Annotated in this window: 16 protein-coding genes; 5 read left to right on the top strand and 11 right to left on the bottom strand. The window is 65.8% G+C overall.

Annotated features, from left to right (window positions below):
- The first annotated feature begins 60 nt into the window (after nucleotides 1-60).
- Nucleotides 61-648 (top strand): dihydrofolate reductase family protein, encoded by a 588-nt coding sequence (locus F0Q04_RS05480; RefSeq protein ID WP_232539514.1) that lies wholly within the window; start codon nucleotides 61-63, stop codon nucleotides 646-648.
- Here the strand turns inward: F0Q04_RS05480 and F0Q04_RS05475 are convergent.
- Genes F0Q04_RS05475 through F0Q04_RS05440 form a run of 8 tightly spaced genes read right to left on the bottom strand, consistent with a single transcriptional unit; the run spans nucleotide 645 to nucleotide 9,981 of the window.
- Nucleotides 645-2,126, bottom strand: coding sequence for an N-acyl-D-amino-acid deacylase family protein (locus F0Q04_RS05475; protein ID WP_182344855.1), 1,482 nt, complete (start codon nucleotides 2,124-2,126; stop codon nucleotides 645-647). The genes F0Q04_RS05480 and F0Q04_RS05475 overlap by 4 nt on opposite strands.
- Before the next feature lie 33 nt (nucleotides 2,127-2,159).
- Nucleotides 2,160-3,122 (bottom strand): MurR/RpiR family transcriptional regulator, encoded by a 963-nt coding sequence (locus F0Q04_RS05470; protein ID WP_116926683.1) that lies wholly within the window; start codon nucleotides 3,120-3,122, stop codon nucleotides 2,160-2,162.
- A gap of 1 nt (nucleotide 3,123) precedes the next feature.
- Nucleotides 3,124-4,395 carry an amino acid deaminase gene (locus F0Q04_RS05465; RefSeq protein WP_182344852.1) on the bottom strand — a complete coding sequence of 424 codons (1,272 nt, stop codon included), beginning with the start codon at nucleotides 4,393-4,395 and terminating at the stop codon, nucleotides 3,124-3,126.
- 11 nt (nucleotides 4,396-4,406) lie between these two features.
- Nucleotides 4,407-5,438: an ABC transporter ATP-binding protein gene (locus F0Q04_RS05460; RefSeq protein WP_116926685.1), complete on the bottom strand. Its 1,032-nt coding sequence runs from the start codon at nucleotides 5,436-5,438 to the stop codon at nucleotides 4,407-4,409.
- Nucleotides 5,435-6,538, bottom strand: coding sequence for an ABC transporter ATP-binding protein (locus F0Q04_RS05455; protein ID WP_116926686.1), 1,104 nt, complete (start codon nucleotides 6,536-6,538; stop codon nucleotides 5,435-5,437). The genes F0Q04_RS05460 and F0Q04_RS05455 overlap by 4 nt, the downstream gene beginning before the upstream one ends.
- Complete coding sequence (locus tag F0Q04_RS05450; RefSeq protein ID WP_116926687.1) at nucleotides 6,538-7,431, bottom strand: ABC transporter permease; 894 nt, start codon at nucleotides 7,429-7,431, stop codon at nucleotides 6,538-6,540. Before F0Q04_RS05450 ends, F0Q04_RS05455 begins: the two co-directional genes overlap by 1 nt.
- Nucleotides 7,431-8,381, bottom strand: a complete 951-nt coding sequence (locus F0Q04_RS05445; protein ID WP_182344850.1) for an ABC transporter permease — start codon at nucleotides 8,379-8,381, stop codon at nucleotides 7,431-7,433. Before F0Q04_RS05445 ends, F0Q04_RS05450 begins: the two co-directional genes overlap by 1 nt.
- A gap of 25 nt (nucleotides 8,382-8,406) precedes the next feature.
- Nucleotides 8,407-9,981, bottom strand: a complete 1,575-nt coding sequence (locus tag F0Q04_RS05440) for an ABC transporter substrate-binding protein (protein ID WP_232539513.1) — start codon at nucleotides 9,979-9,981, stop codon at nucleotides 8,407-8,409.
- A gap of 132 nt (nucleotides 9,982-10,113) precedes the next feature.
- Between F0Q04_RS05440 and F0Q04_RS05435 the strand changes: the two genes are divergently transcribed.
- From F0Q04_RS05435 to F0Q04_RS05425, 3 genes are all read left to right on the top strand, one after another.
- Nucleotides 10,114-10,500 carry a RidA family protein gene (locus F0Q04_RS05435; RefSeq protein ID WP_021024851.1) on the top strand — a complete coding sequence of 129 codons (387 nt, stop codon included), beginning with the start codon at nucleotides 10,114-10,116 and terminating at the stop codon, nucleotides 10,498-10,500.
- Nucleotides 10,501-10,629: 129 nt separating this feature from the next.
- Complete coding sequence (locus F0Q04_RS05430) at nucleotides 10,630-11,592, top strand: 2-dehydro-3-deoxygalactonokinase (protein ID WP_182344848.1); 963 nt, start codon at nucleotides 10,630-10,632, stop codon at nucleotides 11,590-11,592.
- 64 nt (nucleotides 11,593-11,656) lie between these two features.
- Entirely contained in the window at nucleotides 11,657-12,295 is a 639-nt protein-coding gene (locus F0Q04_RS05425; protein ID WP_182344847.1) for a 2-dehydro-3-deoxy-6-phosphogalactonate aldolase, read from the top strand.
- A gap of 80 nt (nucleotides 12,296-12,375) precedes the next feature.
- Here the strand turns inward: F0Q04_RS05425 and F0Q04_RS05420 are convergent, their stop codons facing one another.
- From F0Q04_RS05420 to F0Q04_RS05410, 3 genes are all read right to left on the bottom strand, one after another.
- On the bottom strand, nucleotides 12,376-14,118 hold the full coding sequence (locus F0Q04_RS05420; protein ID WP_182344846.1) for a dipeptidase: 1,743 nt from the start codon (nucleotides 14,116-14,118) through the stop codon (nucleotides 12,376-12,378).
- A 172-nt stretch (nucleotides 14,119-14,290) separates the two neighbouring features.
- Complete coding sequence (locus tag F0Q04_RS05415; RefSeq protein WP_182344845.1) at nucleotides 14,291-15,151, bottom strand: DMT family transporter; 861 nt, start codon at nucleotides 15,149-15,151, stop codon at nucleotides 14,291-14,293.
- A gap of 137 nt (nucleotides 15,152-15,288) precedes the next feature.
- Nucleotides 15,289-16,695 (bottom strand): PLP-dependent aminotransferase family protein, encoded by a 1,407-nt coding sequence (locus F0Q04_RS05410; RefSeq protein ID WP_182344844.1) that lies wholly within the window; start codon nucleotides 16,693-16,695, stop codon nucleotides 15,289-15,291.
- Nucleotides 16,696-16,847: 152 nt separating this feature from the next.
- On the opposite strand from F0Q04_RS05410, the gene F0Q04_RS05405 reads away from it, so the two are divergent.
- A complete protein-coding gene (locus F0Q04_RS05405) occupies nucleotides 16,848-17,291 on the top strand; it encodes an acetyltransferase (protein WP_182344843.1) in 444 nt (147 codons plus the stop codon).
- Nucleotides 17,292-17,304 lie beyond the last annotated feature (13 nt).

Here is a 17,304-nt window from a genome sequence, read left to right as displayed (position 1 = left end):
GACCTTCGCCCTCTACTTAGAATTCAAGGCTTGGCCCATGATTTTCACCAGGACATCCCCATGCAATGCAGCAGCTTTATCGCCACCAGCCTGGACGGTTTTATCGCCAAAACCGATGGCAGCCTGGACTGGCTCAATGCCGCCAATGCCACCGTGCCTGAAGGGGAAGACTGCGGCTATGCGCAGTACATGGCCGGTGTCGATGTGATCCTGATGGGGCGCAAAACCTTTGAGACGGTGCTGTCGTTTGGCGCCTGGCCGTATGACAAGCCGGTCTATGTGCTCTCCCGCCAGTGGAACGCCCTGCCCGCTGGCGCGCCCGCCACCGCCCAGCTGTGGAAGGGCAGCCTGCCCGCCCTCAGCGCCCATCTGGCCGCCAGCGGCGTGCGCGCCGCCTATGTCGATGGCGGACAGCTGATCCAGTCCTTTATCAACGCGCAACTGCTCGACGCGATCACGATCACCCGCATCCCCGTGCTGCTGGGCAGCGGCCTGCCGCTGTTCGGCCCGCTGGCGGATGGCTGCAGCACCGTGGCTGCCCAGCATCTGCAGACGCGCAGCTATGACTTTGGCTTTGTGCAGAGCGATTACCGGCTGCACTATGCGGCAGCCGGTCAGTCACAGGACGATACCCAAGTGGAAATCTAAGCCGGCACCACCCGCCGCACAAAGCGCCCAGCCCGCGCAGGCAAAGCACCCGCCTCTTCCGTGTAACTAAGCACGCCATTGACCCAGACGGCTTCCACGCCCACGCTGCGCTGCTTGGGGTTCTCGAAGGTGGCCTGGTCCTGGATACGGGCGGGGTCAAACACAACCACATCGGCGGCCTTGCCGGCGGCCAGCAGGCCACGGTCGGCCATGCGAAAGCGCTGGGCCGACATGCCCGTCATCTTGTGCACCGCCTGGGCGAGGCTCAGCACACCCTTGTCGCGCCAGTACATGGCCAGCACGCGGGGGAAGGCGCCCCAGAGCCGGGGGTGGGGGCGCTCGTCGTTGGGCAGGCCGTCCGAGCCGATCATGGCCAGCGGGTGGCGGATGACCCGCTCCACATCGTCTTCGCGCATCTGGAAATAGCAGGCATTGCCGGGCTTGAGGCGCACGCAGGCGTCGTATTCGCTGATGCCCCAATCGGCCGCAATATCGCGCAGGTAGCGACCGCCCACCTCGGGGTGGGGCTCGCTGCGGGTGATCAGGATATCGATGACGCCATCGACCAGGTCCTCGCGCAGCACCGTCGACCCTGCGGTGTAGGGATAGACGTCCATAGCCAGCTCTTGCTGCTGGGCCAGTTTGTCGACCAGCGGCAAGGTCTGCAGGGTGCGGCCCCAGTTGGCCGAGCCCGCGCATTTGTGGTGCGACAGCACCAGCGGCAGGCCCGATTGCTGGGCGGTGCCAGCCGCTTCCAGCATGGCCTCCAGAATGCCTTCGAGCTCGTCGCGGATATGGGTGGCATAGACGCCGCCATGCCGGGCTGCCACGGTGGCCACGGCCACCAGCTCCTGCATGTCGGCGGCGTAGGCCTCGCGGTAGAAGATGCCGCTGGACAGGCCCAGCGCGCCGGCCTGCATGGCCTCGTGCATGTCCTGGGCCATCGCTTCGCGCTCGGTGGCATTGGCCGGGCGGCTCAGATCGGCCATGTGCTTGATGCGCAGCGAGGTGTGGCCCAGGAGCGCCGCAATATTGATCGAGGGCTGCGCCGCATCGACGGCGGCTGCGTAGTCCCGCATGCTGCCAAAGCGGAACTGCTGGTCGCCCAGCAGCGACAACGGCGCGGGCGGGTGCGCCGTGACCACCGGCGCCAGCGAGATGCCGCAGTTGCCGGCGATCACCGTGGTCACCCCTTGCGAGAGCTTGGGCAGCATGGCCGGGCTGTTCAGCGCAGCGGCATCGTCATGGGTGTGTACATCGATAAAGCCCGGGGCGATCACCTTGGCCGTGCAATCGATCTGCAGCGGGTCCTGCGCCTTCCAGCCATCCAACGCGGCCTGCTGGGCGGCATCCACCGCGCCATCGCGGGCAAACACGCCAACGATGCGCCCGCCCTGCAGCCAGACATCCCCGACAAACTCCGACAGGCCGGTGCCATCCACCACCGTGCCATTGCTCAACCACACTCTGCGTTCCATTGTTGTATCTCCAGGCGCTGCTGCCGGCTGCCATCAGCCGGCGGTTTTGCCTTGTTGCTGGCTGGGGGCTGCTGCATCCGGCACGGGGCCCCCTTTGCGCTGCTGCGCGGGCTGCTGAAAGCCCATGTATTCATAACTGTCAAAGCCATGGGTCTCCAGCAGCCGCTTGTACTGCTGCATGCCGGTGACCACGCGTGGCCCCAGAATCTGCGCCAGGCGCACCATCATGATTTCGATCACCACCAGGTGCGCCAGGTAGGCCTCGGTGCCCACGCGCATCACCGCGTCCTGGGGCACGGTCACCGCCAGCACATGGTCGGCCATCTCGGCCAGCGGCGTGTCCGGCTGGGTCAGCGCCACGACGGTGGCGCCCTGCTGCTTGGCAAACTGCGCCGCCTCCAAGGTGTAGGGCATGCGCCCCACATGCGAGATCACAAAGGCCACGCCGTTTTTGCCCAGGGTCGAGGCCGACACCAGCTGCTGGTGCGCATCAAAGATGGCGTTGGACGTGAGGCCCAGGCGGAACAAGCGGCTTTGCAGCTCCTGCGCCATAAAGGACGAAGCCGCCCCGACCGAATAGCAATCGATGCGCGAGGCCTTGGCCATCTTGCTGGCCACCTCGTCGATCAGCGCTGCATCCAGGCGCTGGCCCAGGTTGGCAATCGCGCCGGCTGCCGCATGCACGATCTTGCTGACCACCTCGGCGGTGGAGTCGTCCTGCTGCACGCTGCGGTGCAGGTGCGAGCCCGACACCGCCAAGGTCTGCGCCAGCGCCACCATGAACTCGCGCACCGAGGCATAGCCAAAGCGGCGGCACATGCGCACGATCGTCGGCATGGACACATTCGCCTGCAGCGCCAGCTGCTCGACGGTGGCCAGCACCGCAGCGCCGGGGTCGCGCAGGATCACATCGATCACCTGGCGCTGGGCCAGCGGCAGCGCGGCCTGCTGCTGCTGCAGCACCTGCAGGCTCAGCGCTGTTTTCAGGCTGGCCATTTCAGAACCTTGTCTCGATCGCATCGACCAGGTTCCAGGCATCGTCCACCACCGGGATCCAACGCCACTTGTCAAACGTGGTGCAAGGGTGGGAGATGCCCAGCGCAATGCGGTCACCGACGGCCGGCGCGCCCTGCGCCGGGTCAAAGCGCAGATAGGCATGCTGGTCGTTCAGGGCCGAGATGGTCCAGCCGGCAGGGGCGGTCTGCGCCTCTTGGCTGCCGCGCGGCGCATGGCGCTGCACGGAGGGCATCTCCAGGTCGTAGGAGATATCGCGGCGGCCGCAGGTGAGCAAGGCCAGGCTCGGCTCAGGCACAGACTGCACCATGGCCCAGACCTCGAGCGCGGCCTGCAGCGATGTATCCACGCCTTCGCGCTGTTCGACGAGCTTGAGCAGGCGCCGGTAGTTGCCATGGTCATGCGTGATGTAGCAGCCCGAGCGCAGCACGCCGGTAAAAGCACGCGACAAGCCCGCGCCCTGCAGCAGCGGCACCACCAGGTCAAAAATGGCCGAGCCGCCGGCACTCAGAATCGGCGCCTCCTCAGGCAGCAGGCCCTGGGCATCGCAAGCCTTGGCAATCTCGACCACGCGGCGCACCAGCTCGGCCACGGCGGGGATGTCATGCGCGCTGTCGCACTGGGTCAGGCCCCCTTCATAGCATTCGATGCCGCCCAGCTGGGCACTGCTGCTGGCATGGATGGCCTGGGCCAGCGCCAGCGCGTCTTCCTGGCTGCGCACACCGGTGCGCTGGCCAGGAATGCCGACCTCGATCAGCACATCAAAGCGGCGGGCGCTGTTGCGTGCGCGGCTCCAGTCCTCGATGCAGCGCAGCTGGCTGATCGAGTCGACCAGGAACCAGACGCGCAGATCGGCATGCAGGCTCAGCAACGCGTCCAGCCCATCCAGATCAGCAGGCGCCACCACCTGGTTGGCAATGATGGCGCGGCGTGCACCGGCTTCCACGCCGACCGCCAGCTGAAAGATGGTCGCAAAGGTCAGGCCCCAGGCGCCGCCCTTCAGCTGCAGATCAAACAGCTGGGGCGACATGGTGGTCTTGCCGTGCGGCGCAAACTGGATCTGGCGGCGCGCTGCATAGTCCTGCATCCAGCGGGCGTTGTGGGCCAGCGCCGACTGGCGGATGACGGCCAGCGGGTACGGCAGGTCATCGCGCAGCACATTCCAGCCGCGTGCGGCCAGGTTGGAGGCCTGGGTGGGGGCAGCGGCCAGCGGGTAGCTCTTGCTGCGCGCGTCAATCAAAAAATCGGGTTGCATGGTTCACTCTCTCAATCTTGGACTTTCCAGCAGGCCTGCAGATGGCCATCGGCCACGGGGCGCAGCTGCATGTCAGCCTGGGCGCAGCGCGCCTCGGCCTGCGGGCAACGGGTACGAAAGACGCAACCACTGGGCGGGTTCTTGGGGCTGGGCAGGTCTCCCGTCAAGAGCGGGATCGTGCGCCGCTGGGCCGGGTCCGGAATCGGCGCGGCTGCCAGCAAGGCCTGGGTGTAGGGGTGGCGCGGCCGGGCATACAAGGCCTCGGTCGGTGCCACCTCCACCACGCGGCCCAGATACAGGACCACCACGCGATCGCAGAGGTATTCCACCACATCCAAATCGTGCGAGATGAACAGCAAGGTCAAACCAAGGCGGTCTTTGAGGTCGCCCAGCAAATTGACCACCTGCGCCTGGATGGATACGTCGAGCGCCGACAGCGGCTCATCGGCCACGATAAAGCGCGGCTGCACTGCCAGCGCCCGGGCAATGCCGATGCGCTGGCGCTGCCCACCCGAGAACTCATGCGGAAAGCGCTCGGCATGCTCAGGGCGCAGACCCACCTGGTCCAGCAGCTCGGCAATGCGCGGCTGGCGGGCTGCGCCCGGTGCCAGCCCGTGGGTGGACAGCGCCTCGCCCAGCACGTCGCGGATGCGCATGCGCGGGTTCAGGCTCGCATACGGGTCCTGAAAGATGATCTGGATATCGGCGCGCAGCGGCCGCATCGCGCTCGCGCCCAGGTGCGCCAGGTCCACGGTCTCGCCGCCCTGCTTGCGAAAATGCAGCTGGCCGCCCGTCGGCTCGATCAAGCGCGTCAGCAGCCGGCCGATGGTGCTTTTGCCCGAGCCGGACTCGCCCACCAGGCCCAGGGTCTCGCCCGGGAAGATATCAAACGAGACATCCTGCACCGCGCGCACCGGGTGGGCGCCGCTGCCAAACTGCTTGCTCAAATGCTGGATGCGCACCAGCGGCTCGGCCGCTGCGGTGGCGCCAGTCGCTGCCGTGGCCCGCTCGGCCGGGCGCTCCAGGGTGTCGGTCGTGCTCATGCGGCTTCTCCTGCGCGAATGCAGCGCACCTGGCGCTCGCTGTGTGGGGCCTCGTTGCCGCTGCGCCATGTCTCCAGGCCGGGCATGGCCTGCTCGCACGCGTTCAGGCGCTTGCTGCAGCGCGGCGCAAAGGCGCAGCCGGGCGGCGGGCTCAAGGGGCTGGAGACCTGGCCGGGGATGGCATCCAGGCGGCGCCGGCCCACAAAGGCGGGTTTGCCACCGGCGCGCAGCTCGGCGGCCTCGGCCAGCTCGCGCTGGCGCGCCATGCCGGGCAGGCAGCCCAGCAGGCCCTGGGTGTAGGGGTGCTGGGGTGCGGCAAACAGCGCATGCACACTGGCGGTTTCCACAATGCGGCCGGCATACATCACGGCAATCGCATCGGCGTACTGCGCCACCACGCCCAGGTTGTGGGTCACAAACAGAATGCTCATGCCCGTCTCCTTTTGCAGCCGGCCCATCAAGGCCAGGATCTGCGCCTGGATGGTCACATCCAATGCGGTGGTGGGCTCATCGGCTATCAGCAGGCTCGGGTCGCAGGCCATGGCCAGCGCAATCATCACCCGCTGGCGCATGCCGCCAGACAGCTGGTGCGGGTACTCATGCACGCGCTGGGCGGCTGCTGGTATTTCCACCAGCTCCAGCATGCGCTGGGCATGGGCCAAGGCTGCGGCCTTGCCCAGGCCCTTGTGCAGGCGCACCGATTCGGCAATCTGCTCGCCCACGGTCAGCACCGGGTTCAGGCTGGTCATCGGCTCCTGGAACACCATCGCCAGCTCATTGCCGCGCAACGCACGCAAAGCCTTGGCGTCGAGCGAGAGCAGATCGACGGTGCGGCCATCGCGCTGCACAAACCGGGCCTGACCCTGCACCTGGGCCTGCGAGGTCTTGGCATGCAGGCCCATCAGCGACAGGCTGGTGACTGACTTGCCCGAGCCCGACTCGCCCACCAGGGCCAGGGTCTGGCCCGGCAGAATCTGAAAGCTCACATCGGAGACGCTCTGAATGCGCCCGCCTTCGGTGGCGAACGAGGTGGACAGCGAGCGCACATCCAGGCGAGGCGCGGCCATGTCGGCAGCCGCTGCAGGGGTGGCGGTGTTCATCATGATTTGTTCTTCAGCTTGGGGTCGAGCAGATCGCGCACACCGTCGCCCAGGAGCTGCAGCGACAGCGCCGTCAGCACAATGGCCACGCCCGGGGTCAGAATGGTCCAGAAGGCCTTGTCGGCATACTCCAGGCTGCCGGCAATCATCGTGCCCCAGGTGGGGATATCGGGCGGCACGCCCACACCAAGAAAGGACAGGCCCGCCTCGGCCAGGATGGCATAGGCAAAGATAAAGGTGACCTGCACCAGCACTGGCGAGAGCAGGTTGGGCAGGATATGGCGCCACAGAATCAGCGGCGTGCGCACGCCCAGCGCCTTGGCGGCATCGACAAACAGCAGCTCGCGCAGCACCAGGGTGGAGGCGCGCACCACACGGGCGACGCGCGGCGTGTAGACAATGGTCAGCGCCAGAATCACATTCCACAGCGAAGCCCCCAGGATCGACACCAGCGCAATGCCCAGCAGGATGTCGGGGAAGGCCATCATCGCGTCCACCAGGCGCATCAGCGGCGCATCGAGCCGGCGAAAGTAACCGGCCAGCATGCCCAGCAAGGTGCCCAGCACCACGGCGCCCAGCGCGGTGAAAAAGCCGATCATCAGCGAGTAGCGTGCGCCGTAGATGATGCGCGCCATCACGTCGCGCCCCAGCTCATCGTTGCCGGCCCAGTGCGCCCAGGAAGGCGCATGCAGACGCATGCTGATGTTCATGCCATTGGGGTCGGAGTCGGTCAGCAGCGGGTAGAGCAAGGCGGTCGCTGCAATCAACAGCAGCACCACGGCGCTCGCCAGAACCACCTTGCGCGCAAACAGCCGGCGCAGGGTTTTGAACCAGGGGGACTGGCCCCAGCCGCCGCGCGCGGGCAGCGGCAATGCTGTTGGGGCGGCGTTCATCATTGGCCCTCCAGACGAATGCGGGGATCGACCACCGTGTAGAGCAGGTCGATCGCGAGGTTGATGAAAACGTAGATGGCGGCAATGACGAGCAAGGTGCCCTGGATGACGGGATAGTCGCGCCGCAGCACGGCCCGCACCACCAGGTTGCCCACGCCGGGCAGGTTGAACACGGTCTCGGTCACGACGGTGCCGCCAATCATCAAGGCCAGGGTCAGGCCCAGCACGGTGACGACGGGCACCAGCGCATTGCGCAGCACATGCTTGACGAGCACCACCGACTCGCCCAGGCCCTTGGCCCGGGCCGTGCGCACATAGTCCTCGCCCAGAATGTCGAGCACCGAGGCGCGCGTGAAGCGGATGATCAGCGCCGAGTTGAGCACGCCCAGCACCAAGGCGGGCAGCAGCAGATGCTGCAGGCGGTCGCCAAAGCTCGCGTCCGGATCGCCATAGCCCGAAGCCGGAAACCAGCCCAGGTGCACGGCAAACACCTGGATCAGGATCAGACCAAACCAGAAGCTGGGAATGCTGGCGCCCAGCATCGCAATGGTGCTGAGCACCTGGTCGATCCAGCTGCCGCGCCACACGGCCGCTGCCATGCCGCAGGGCACGCCGATCAAGGCGGCAATCGACACGGCGAACAGCGCCAGAAACATGGTGGGCTCAGCGCGCTCCAGCAGCGCATGGGTGACCGGCATCTGCAAGAACAGCGACTGGCCCAGGTTGCCTTGCAGCACCTGGCCAATCCACAGCACAAACTGGGTGGCCAGGGGCTTGTCCAGCCCGTACTGCACGCGCGCGGCAGCAATATCGGTGGCAGTGGCCTGGTCACCCAGCAGCAGCGCCACCGGATCGCCCGAGGCCAGGCGCGTGAGCAGGAACACCAGCACGGCCACCAGGGCGAGCACCACCACTGCGCCGCCCAGGCGCTTGACTAAAAAATGCAGCATGGCTGAACTCGAGAAACGCTGGGGCTTACTGGCTCAGCGAGGTGTTCCAGAAGAAGGGCCAGGGCATGGGCTGGTAGCCCTGCAGCTTGGACGAACGCGCCGACAGGGCATTGAACTTGCCCACTTCGACAAAAGGCACCTCGTCATAGACGAGCGCCTGCACCTGGCCCCAGAGCGGGCCGCGCTTGGCCACATCGGGCTCGCCATTGAAGGCGGCAAGCGCGGCCTTCTTGGTCTCGGTCTCCCACCAGCCGGGGGCGCCGCTGCCCATCTGCGGTGGCGACAGCATCGGCTCAGGGAACAGGCCCGAGTGGGTCATATAGACATCCCAGAGCTTGGCATCGTTGCGGCGCTGCACCAGCGTCGCCCAGTCCACCACCTGCAGCTCGGTCTTGAAGCCGGCGCGCTTGAGGTGCTCGGCCATCACCAGCGCCATGTTGTAGTGGAACTCATACTGGCGGCTGGCCATGATGCGGATGGGCTCGGACTTGTAGCCGGCCTTGGCCGCCTGGTCCTTGGCCAGCTGCGGGTTCTTCTGGTTGTAGAGCTTGGCACCGGCATCCGAGTAGTACGGCGTGCCCTTGGCAAAGAAGTTGGGCTCGGCAGCAAAAAAGCGCTTGTCGCCAAAGCCGGCCTGCAGCATCTCGGCCGGGCCCATGGCCGTCTGCACCGCCTGGCGCAGTTCCTTCTTGGCCAGCACGCCTTCCTTGGTGTTGAAGACGATATAGGGGAAGCCAAAGTTCTGCGTGACGATCGGCACGACATGGGGCGCGGCCTTTTCCAGGCGGCCCACCGATTCGACCTGCAGCAGATCGGCGTACTGGAACTGGCCCGAGAGCACGCCCTCGACCCGCGTCGTCGCATTGGGCACCGGCACAAAGCGCAGCTCATCGAGCTGGGCCTCGCGCTTGCCGGCATAGCCACTGGCGGGCTCGCTGCGCGCGGCGTACTGGTCAAAACGCGCCAGCACGGTGAACTGGTCGGGCTTGCGCTCCTTGAGCTGGTAGGGGCCGGTGCCGATGAAATCCTTGAGCACCGGTGCCACCACCTCCTTGGGCATGATGCCGGCCATGCCGCTGGGCATCGCCAGGTGGGCCAGCAGCGGTGCATACACCGCCTTGAGCTTGATCTCCACCGTCTGCGGGTTCTTGGCGCTCATGCTGGCAATCTCCTGGCCCACGGCCTTGCCGCGTGCCGACACGTCCATCCAGCGCTGCAGCGAGGCGACCACGTCATCGGCCACCATCTCCTTGCCGTTGTGGAACTTGACGCCCTTGCGCAGGCTGATGGTGTAGGTCAGGCCATCGGCAGAGATGACCGGCATGGCCTGGGCCAGCATCGGCTGGATGCGCCACTGCGCATCAAAGGTGAAGAGCGGCTCGTAGACATGCTGCATGATGGTGCCCACCAGGTCGGTGGAGCTGACCATCGGGTCCAGGCTCTGGGGCTCGCCAATCATGGCCAGGTTGGCCGCCCCGCCCTTGTGGGCCGCCTGGGCCCAGGCACTGCCCGCTGGCAGGCCTACGCAACCGGCAGCCAACAGGGCTGCGGCAAGCAGTTGGCGACGGGAGGTGCGGACACGCAAGGCAAGGGCGTTCATGGGGCAGGCTTTCATCGAAGGGGGTGAAGAAATTTTTTTACACCACAACCGCTAAAAACTGCCTTCAAATCGTCTTATTGACAGATTTATGGGTTGTTGATGTAATATCTTTACATACAGGAGCCCACCCCCATGACAGTAATTACCCTAGGCCAACCCCCTCTCGCATCGGACCGTCTGGCCCGTCCGCTCTCGCCCGCCGTGCGCGCTGGCGACTTTGTTTTTGTCTCGGGCACCGTGCCCACCGATGACCAGGGCCAGGTAGTGCCCGGCGGCATCGAGGCGCAGACGCGCGCCGTGTTCAAGCGCCTGGAAGAGGCCTTGGCCCTGGGCGGCTGCACCCTGGCCGATGTTGCCAAGGTCAATGTCTGGCTGGATGACCCGCGTGATTTCGGCAGCTTCAACCGCGTCTACATGGAGTGCTTTGGTGACCACCGCCCGGCCCGCTCGACCGTGGAATCGCGCCTGATGATCGACGCCAAGGTCGAGATCGATGTGACGGCCTACAAGCCGCTGTAAACCATAGTCGCTCGGCGCAACGGGCGCGTGCAACAGGCGCGCAGCAGGCGCGACAGTTGCCCGCTGCAGGCGCTTCTACAATGGCCCGCGCAGACTTGGTCTGCGCTTTTTTTCGCCCTTCTCACCGCCATGCCCAAGCCTCCGATCTTTTCCGCCCGCGCGCCGTCAGACCCGCGCCCCCGCATGCTCGCCATCGACTGGGGCACCACCTCGCTGCGGGGCGTGCGCATCGATGCGCAGGGCCAGATCAGCGAGCGGCGCGCCCTGCCCCAAGGCATCTTGCAAGTGGCGCCCGGCGGCTTTGCCGATGCGTTTGCACAGCACTTTGGCGACTGGCTGGCCGAAGGGCCCCAGCTGTGCCTGCTGTCGGGCATGGTGGGCAGCCGCCAGGGCTGGCAGGAAGCGCCTTACTGCCCCTGCCCGGCCGATTTTTCTGCGCTCTGCCAGCAGCTGCTCTGGCTCGATCTTCCCCAGGGCGTGCCCACGGCCATCGTGCCGGGCATGAGCAGCCTGGCGCAGAGCCAGGTCGATGCCGTCCATGGCGTGCCCGATGTGATGCGTGGCGAAGAAATCCAGGTGATTGGCGCGCTGCGGCTGATGGACAGCCGCAACGGCCTGCTGGTGCTGCCGGGCACGCACAGCAAATGGGTGCAGGCGCAAAACAGCACCATCACCGGCTTCAAGACCTTCATGACCGGCGAGCTGTTTGCACTGCTGGCCCAGCACTCCATCCTGGGCAAGACCTTGGACAGCAGCGCCGCGCTGGACGAGGCTGCCTTCATACAAGGGCTGGAGCGGGCGCAGAGCCCCGACAGCCTGAGCCACCTGCTGTTTGGCACGCGTGCGCTGTCGCTGTTTGGCGCGCTCGACCCGGCCCAGTCGGCCAGCTACCTGTCTGGCCTGCTGATTGGCCAGGAGCTGCGCGCGATGCCGACGGCAGCGGGCAGCCGCGTCGCCGTCATCGGCTCCAGCACCCTGGTGCAGCGCTACAGCCTGGCACTGCGCCATGCAGGCGGCGAACCCATTGCCTTTGGCGACGAAGCCACCTGGGCCGGCCACCAGGCCATTTACGAACACCTGACCCAAGGCTGAACACGCCATCCAATCCGCGCCACCCCCTGCCCTCTTCGTACCGCCCTCCATCCAGAACACCGCCATGAACCTGCTCCAACAATTCCAGGCCCTGCAGGCCAAGCTGCCGCTGATCGCCATCCTGCGTGGCCTCACCCCCAGCGAGGCCGTGCCCGTGGGTGCTGCCTTGCAATCGGCCGGTTTTGGCCTGTGGGAAGTACCGCTGAACTCGCCCGAGCCATTGGAGAGCATTGCCGCGATGCGCGAAGCCTACCCGCATGTGCTGGTGGGCGCGGGCACGGTGCTGATGCCCCAGCAGGTGCGCGATGTGCATGCCGCCGGCGGCCAGCTGATCATCTCGCCCAACTGCAACCCGGCCGTGATCGATGAGGCCGTCAAGCTCGGCCTCATCAGCCTGCCCGGCGTCTTCACCCCCACCGAAGCTTTCATGGCGCTGGAGCATGGCGCCCATGGCCTCAAGATCTTCCCCGCCGAGCTGGCCTCGCCCGCCGTCATCAAGGCCCTGCTGGCCGTGCTGCCCAAGGGCAGCAACATCTACCCCGTGGGCGGCATTGCCCCCGACAACATGGCCCCCTGGCTGCAAGCGGGCGCAGCCGGCTTTGGCATTGGCTCGGCACTGTTCAAGCCCGGCAAGACGGCGGCGCAGGTGCGTGTGGATGCACTGGCGTTTGCGGAGAACTTTCAGGCTGCAAAAGCGGGCTGACCAAGACATCGCCACGCCGTAAAAAAAGGCCTGCCCCCGTCTTGGGAGCAGGCCTTTTGCTTGGGGCCAAAGCCTGGTGCTTATTGCATCTGCTGCAGGTTGCCGATGCGCACCAGCATCTCGGTAAACATCTGCATATCGGCCTGCAGGTCCGGCACTTCCTTGTACTCCAGCGCGTTGTGCGCGGTGTACTTCTTGCCCGGCATCGCGGGGCCAAAGTTGATGGCATTGGGCATCAGCTTGGCGGTGGTGCTGCCGGCAGTCGGCACGGGCTTGGCATCGAGGCCCGTGGTGTCGCCAAAGATGTTCAGCAAGGTCGAGAGCCAGGCGCCCTTGGGGTCGCGGGCCATCCAGTTGCCTTGGCTGTAGTCGATCTTGACGGGCACCTTGGCGGCAGCGCTCCAGTTGGCTATGCCCTTTTCCACCTCGGCCTTGAGCTGCTCGGGCGATTTGCCGCGCGGCATGCGGGCATTGGCGGTCACTTCCAGCTGGCCATTGCCGGGCTTGATCAGGTTGGGCGAGATGGTCAGCGGGCCCATGAAGTCATCGGCGTAGGCGACGTTCAGGCCCTTGCCAAAGTAGTCCATGCCAAACACGCCATTGATGTAGCGCACCGCTTCGCTGTACTGGTTCTGTTGCACCAGCGGCTGGCCCTGGGCGGGCATCAGCGCCGATTGCAGCAGCAGGGCCAGGCGCGGCACGGGGTTCACGCCTTCTTCAGGGCGCGAGCCGTGGGCAGAGGTGCCGGTTACCTTGATATCGATCTTGTTGGCGCTGGTCACCAGGTCCACGCTGAATTGGCCAAACTGCTGGTTGCTGGCCACAAAGCCATCCTTGGCGGCCTGCAGTTTTTCGGCCACGGCGGCCAGCGCAGCGGCATTGCCGGCCTCGATGGTGGCAGTGGCCGTCTGGGCAATGGCGTTGGCCGATGCGGCACCCGCCATCGCGGTGATCGCCGGTTGCTGCGGGTCGGTCTTCATATCAGCAAAGCTGGCCTTGATGGCGCCCGTGCCTTTTTCGGCCACCACGGCCGGGTACTTGCTGTCGAGCACGATGTTGTAGTCGGGCAGCTTGGTCTTGTCGCGGTAGTACTTCATCGCGTCGCCACCGGTCTCTTCGGTGGTCTCGATCATCAGGCGAATGCTGCGCTGCAGCGGCAGCTTGGATTGCTTGACGGCCTTCATCGCATACAGCACCGTGGCGATCGAGCCCTTGTCGTCGATGGTGCCGCGACCGTAGAGCTTGTCGCCCACGCGGGTGACCTTGAAGGGGTCGAGCTGCTGGCCATCCACCACCCATTCGGCGGGCACCACCGGCACCACATCCGCATGGGTCAGAATGCCGAACTCTTCTGCGCTCGTGCCCGGCAAGGTCACTTCAAAAATGCGGTTGTCCACATTGCGGTACTGCAGGCCAAAGTCCTGGGCCATCTTTTCCACCATGCGGCCAAAGTCGATGATGGCGGGGCTCTCATGCGGCGGCACCTTGGGGTCGCGCACCGTTGGCAGCGCCACCATCTGGCCGATGCTGCTGAGCACCTGGTGCTCTTGCGTCAGACGGGTATAGAGGCCCAGCAGGCGGGCCACATTGGCCAGGTCATCGCCTTGCAGCGCCTGGCCTTGCGTGTAGCGCTGCACGGCAGGCGCCAGGCGGGCATCCTGCTTGGCGGCGTTCTGCAAAAAATGCGCAAAGGTCGCAGGCGTCTTCACGGCCTCGGCGGCAATCGCATCGAGCGCCGGCTTTTGCAGCAGCTGGGCCTGGGCGCTGGCTGCCGCCAGGGCAATACCCAGGGCGATGGCGGTGTGGCGGAATACGGTCTTCATGGCAAACCTCGGTGTCATATTTTTGGAAAGACAAAAGAATAGCCGTTTTCCGCACCGCCCAGCGCCAGATAACTTCGCCAGCGCCACACAGAACATGCCGAACCTGCCTGCTAGGTGCCGAATGCGGACAGCACCATAAACCGCCGGCGCTGCGCCCGCTGCAGAACATGCATCAGGCATATTTTTTGGCGCCCGCCACACAGACTACGGCCACCAGGGTGACGACCAGCATCGACCAGCTGACCTGCTCATGCAGCAACACTGCAGCCAGTGCCAAGCCCATAAAGGGCTGCAGCAACTGCAGCTGGCCGACGGCAGCAATGCCGCCTTGTGCCAACCCCCGGTACCAAAACACAAAACCGATGAGCTGGCTAAAAACCGCCACATAGACAAAGCTGAGCCAGGTGGCGTTGCTGACATGCGCCAAGGTCGCAGGGGCCAGCCACAGCGCCAACGGCAGCATCAGCGGCAGCGCCAAAACCAACGCCCAGCTGATGACCTGCCAGCCGCCCAGCTTGCGCGACAGGCGCGCGCCCTCGGCGTAGCCCATGCCGCAGACCAGCACGGCGGCCAGCATCAGCACATCGCCGCTCAGCGAGCCTTGCCCGCCGCCCAGGGCGGCATAGCCCGCCACCACGGCAGCCCCCGCCAACGAGAAGACCCAGAACAGCCCCTGGGGCCGCTCACCTCCGCGCAACACCGCAAACAGGGCGGTGGACAGCGGCAGCAAGCCAATAAAGACAATGGAATAGGCCGAAGTCATGCGCTGCAGCGCCAAGGCCGTCAGCAGCGGAAAACCCACCACCACGCCCAAGGCCGCCACCGCGAGCGACGGCACATCGGCCGCGGCAGGCCGGCGCGCACGCTGGGCCAGCAAAAAGGCACCCCCCAGCAGCGCCGCCACTACAGCACGGGCACAGGTCAGAAAACTGGGGTTCAAATCTGCCACCGCCACCCGCGTGGCCGGCAGCGAACCGGCAAAAATAGCCACCCCCACCAGGCCATTGAGCCACCCGCCCGTACTTTTCTCCATGCCAGACTCCTTGATCGAGCCCGCAGTACAGCATGCCGCCTGCCCTCTGCACCAGACACAGTGCAGTACAGTTCAAAGAAACTGTTATCAATAAAAGACCATACAGTGGGCAGCCAAGCGGGCCGCAGATCCTGCAGTTAGCGGCCTTGTGTCCCGGCAGTAGCTTGCCTCAAGGCCCGGTCCAGCACCGCAAACACCCGCTCATCGGCGCACTGCGACACGTTGAAGCGCAAAAAGTCGCCCGCCGACTGCGACTGGCTGAATGAGTTGCCGGGCGCCAGCACCACCCCTTCTTGCAGACAAGCCCGCGCCACCGCTGCCGCATCGGCGCCTTGCGGCAGGCGGCACCACAAAAACATGCCGGCCTGCGGCACCAAGGCGGGCTCCACCCGCAGCTTGCGCAGCCGCTGGGCCACTTTGTCCATGTTCTTGGCCAGGCGCTGGCGCACCAGGTCCATGTGCTTGCGGTAGCCGCTGTCGGTCAGGGTTTTCAGGATGATGTCCTGCGCCAGCCGCCCGGCGCCAAAGGTGGTGGCCAGCTTCAGGTCGACCAGGCCCTCGATCCAGTCGGGGCGGGCCGCCAGGTAGCCGCAGCGCACGGAGGCCGAGACGGTCTTGGAAAAGCTGCCGATCTGGATCACACGCGCCAGCCCGTCAAACGCGGCCAGCCGGGGCGCATGCTGGTTCTCGAAGTCGGCAAAGATATCGTCCTCCACAATCACCAGGTCCGAGCCCTCCACCAGCTTGAGCAGCCGGTGCGCCACCAGCGGCGACAGCGCGGCACCCGTGGGGTTGTGGATGCCGGCATTGGTGATGTAGAGCCGGGGCTGGTGCGCTTGCAGGGCCTTCTCAAACTGCTGCACATCGGGGCCCTGCGGCGTGTAGCGCACGCCCACGGCCTGCACCTGGTGTGCCTTGAGCAGCGCATGGAAGTTGAAATAGCAAGGGTCATCGACCAGCACCGTGTCGCCGGGCTTGAGCAAGAAGCGGCACACCAGGTCAATGGCCTGGGTGCCCGACTCGGTCAGCATCACCTGCTCGGGCGATACCTCAATGCCAGTGGCCGCCATGCGCCTGGCCAGCAACTGGCGCAGCCCCGGGCTGCCTAGCGGCGCGGCATATTCGGTCAGCTCCACCAGCGGCCCCCGCGCCTGCGCACGCAGCGCCCGCCGCACGCCCTCTTCAAACATCCACTCTGGCGGCAGCCAGCCACAGCCCGGGCGCAGCGTGGCGTGGTCGCTCTCCAGCGACTGGCGCGACACCCAGAGCGGATCGACGACCCGGTCCAGCTTGGGCCCCAGCTTCAGCAGCGCCAGCGGTGCCACCGGCCCGTTGATATAAAAACCCGCTCCCGGCCGCGCCACCACCAGGCCCTCTGCGGCCAGCCTTTCATAGGCCTCCACCACCGTCGAGACCGACATGCCCAGCAACCCCGCCTGCTGCCGCACCGATGGCAGCCGCGTGCCAGGTAAATAGCTGCGCGATGCCATGCCGGCACGCACATGGGCCATCACCTGCTGAATAAGGGTACCGTTGCGCGCCATCGTCAGCTCCACTGTTCTGCTAAAAACTCCATAACGGTGGAGCTTAATTGTTATTGGATGCGGATGCCAGCCATGGGCTATCTGAAGCCCCTCCGCACCCGCACCATGCGCGCCTGGCTGCCCCGCACAGCAGGCCTGTGCATAATTCCGCGATGACCACCATTCGCCCCTCCCGCCCCAAAGATGGCCCACGCGCCGTCGAGATCTGGCGCCAGGCCGTGGACGCCACCCACCACTTTCTGCTGCCAGAAGACCGCGCGGCCCTTGATGCGCTGGTCAGCAGCTTCCTGCCCCAGGCGCCGCTCTGGCTGGCCGTTGATGCGCAGGACCACCCACTCGCCTTCATGCTTATCGACAACGGCCACATGAAAGCCCTGTTTGTCGACCCCGCCGCCCGAGGCCAAGGCCTGGGCGCCGCACTGGTGCGCCATGGACTGTCACTGCATGCGCAGATGAGCACCGATGTCAACGAGCAGAATGCGCAGGCGGTCGGCTTTTACGAAAAGATGGGCTTTCGGCGCACCGGGCGTTCGGAGGTGGATGGGCAGGGGCGACCTTATCCGCTGATCCATTTGACGTACGGCGGTGCTGGATAACACAGGCAAGCCC

This window comes from Comamonas koreensis, from assembly GCF_014076495.1.
Taxonomy (GTDB): domain Bacteria; phylum Pseudomonadota; class Gammaproteobacteria; order Burkholderiales; family Burkholderiaceae_C; genus Comamonas; species Comamonas squillarum.
The sequence above is the reverse complement of the archived record's forward strand: the minus strand, read 5'-3'. Positions and strand labels throughout refer to the sequence as shown.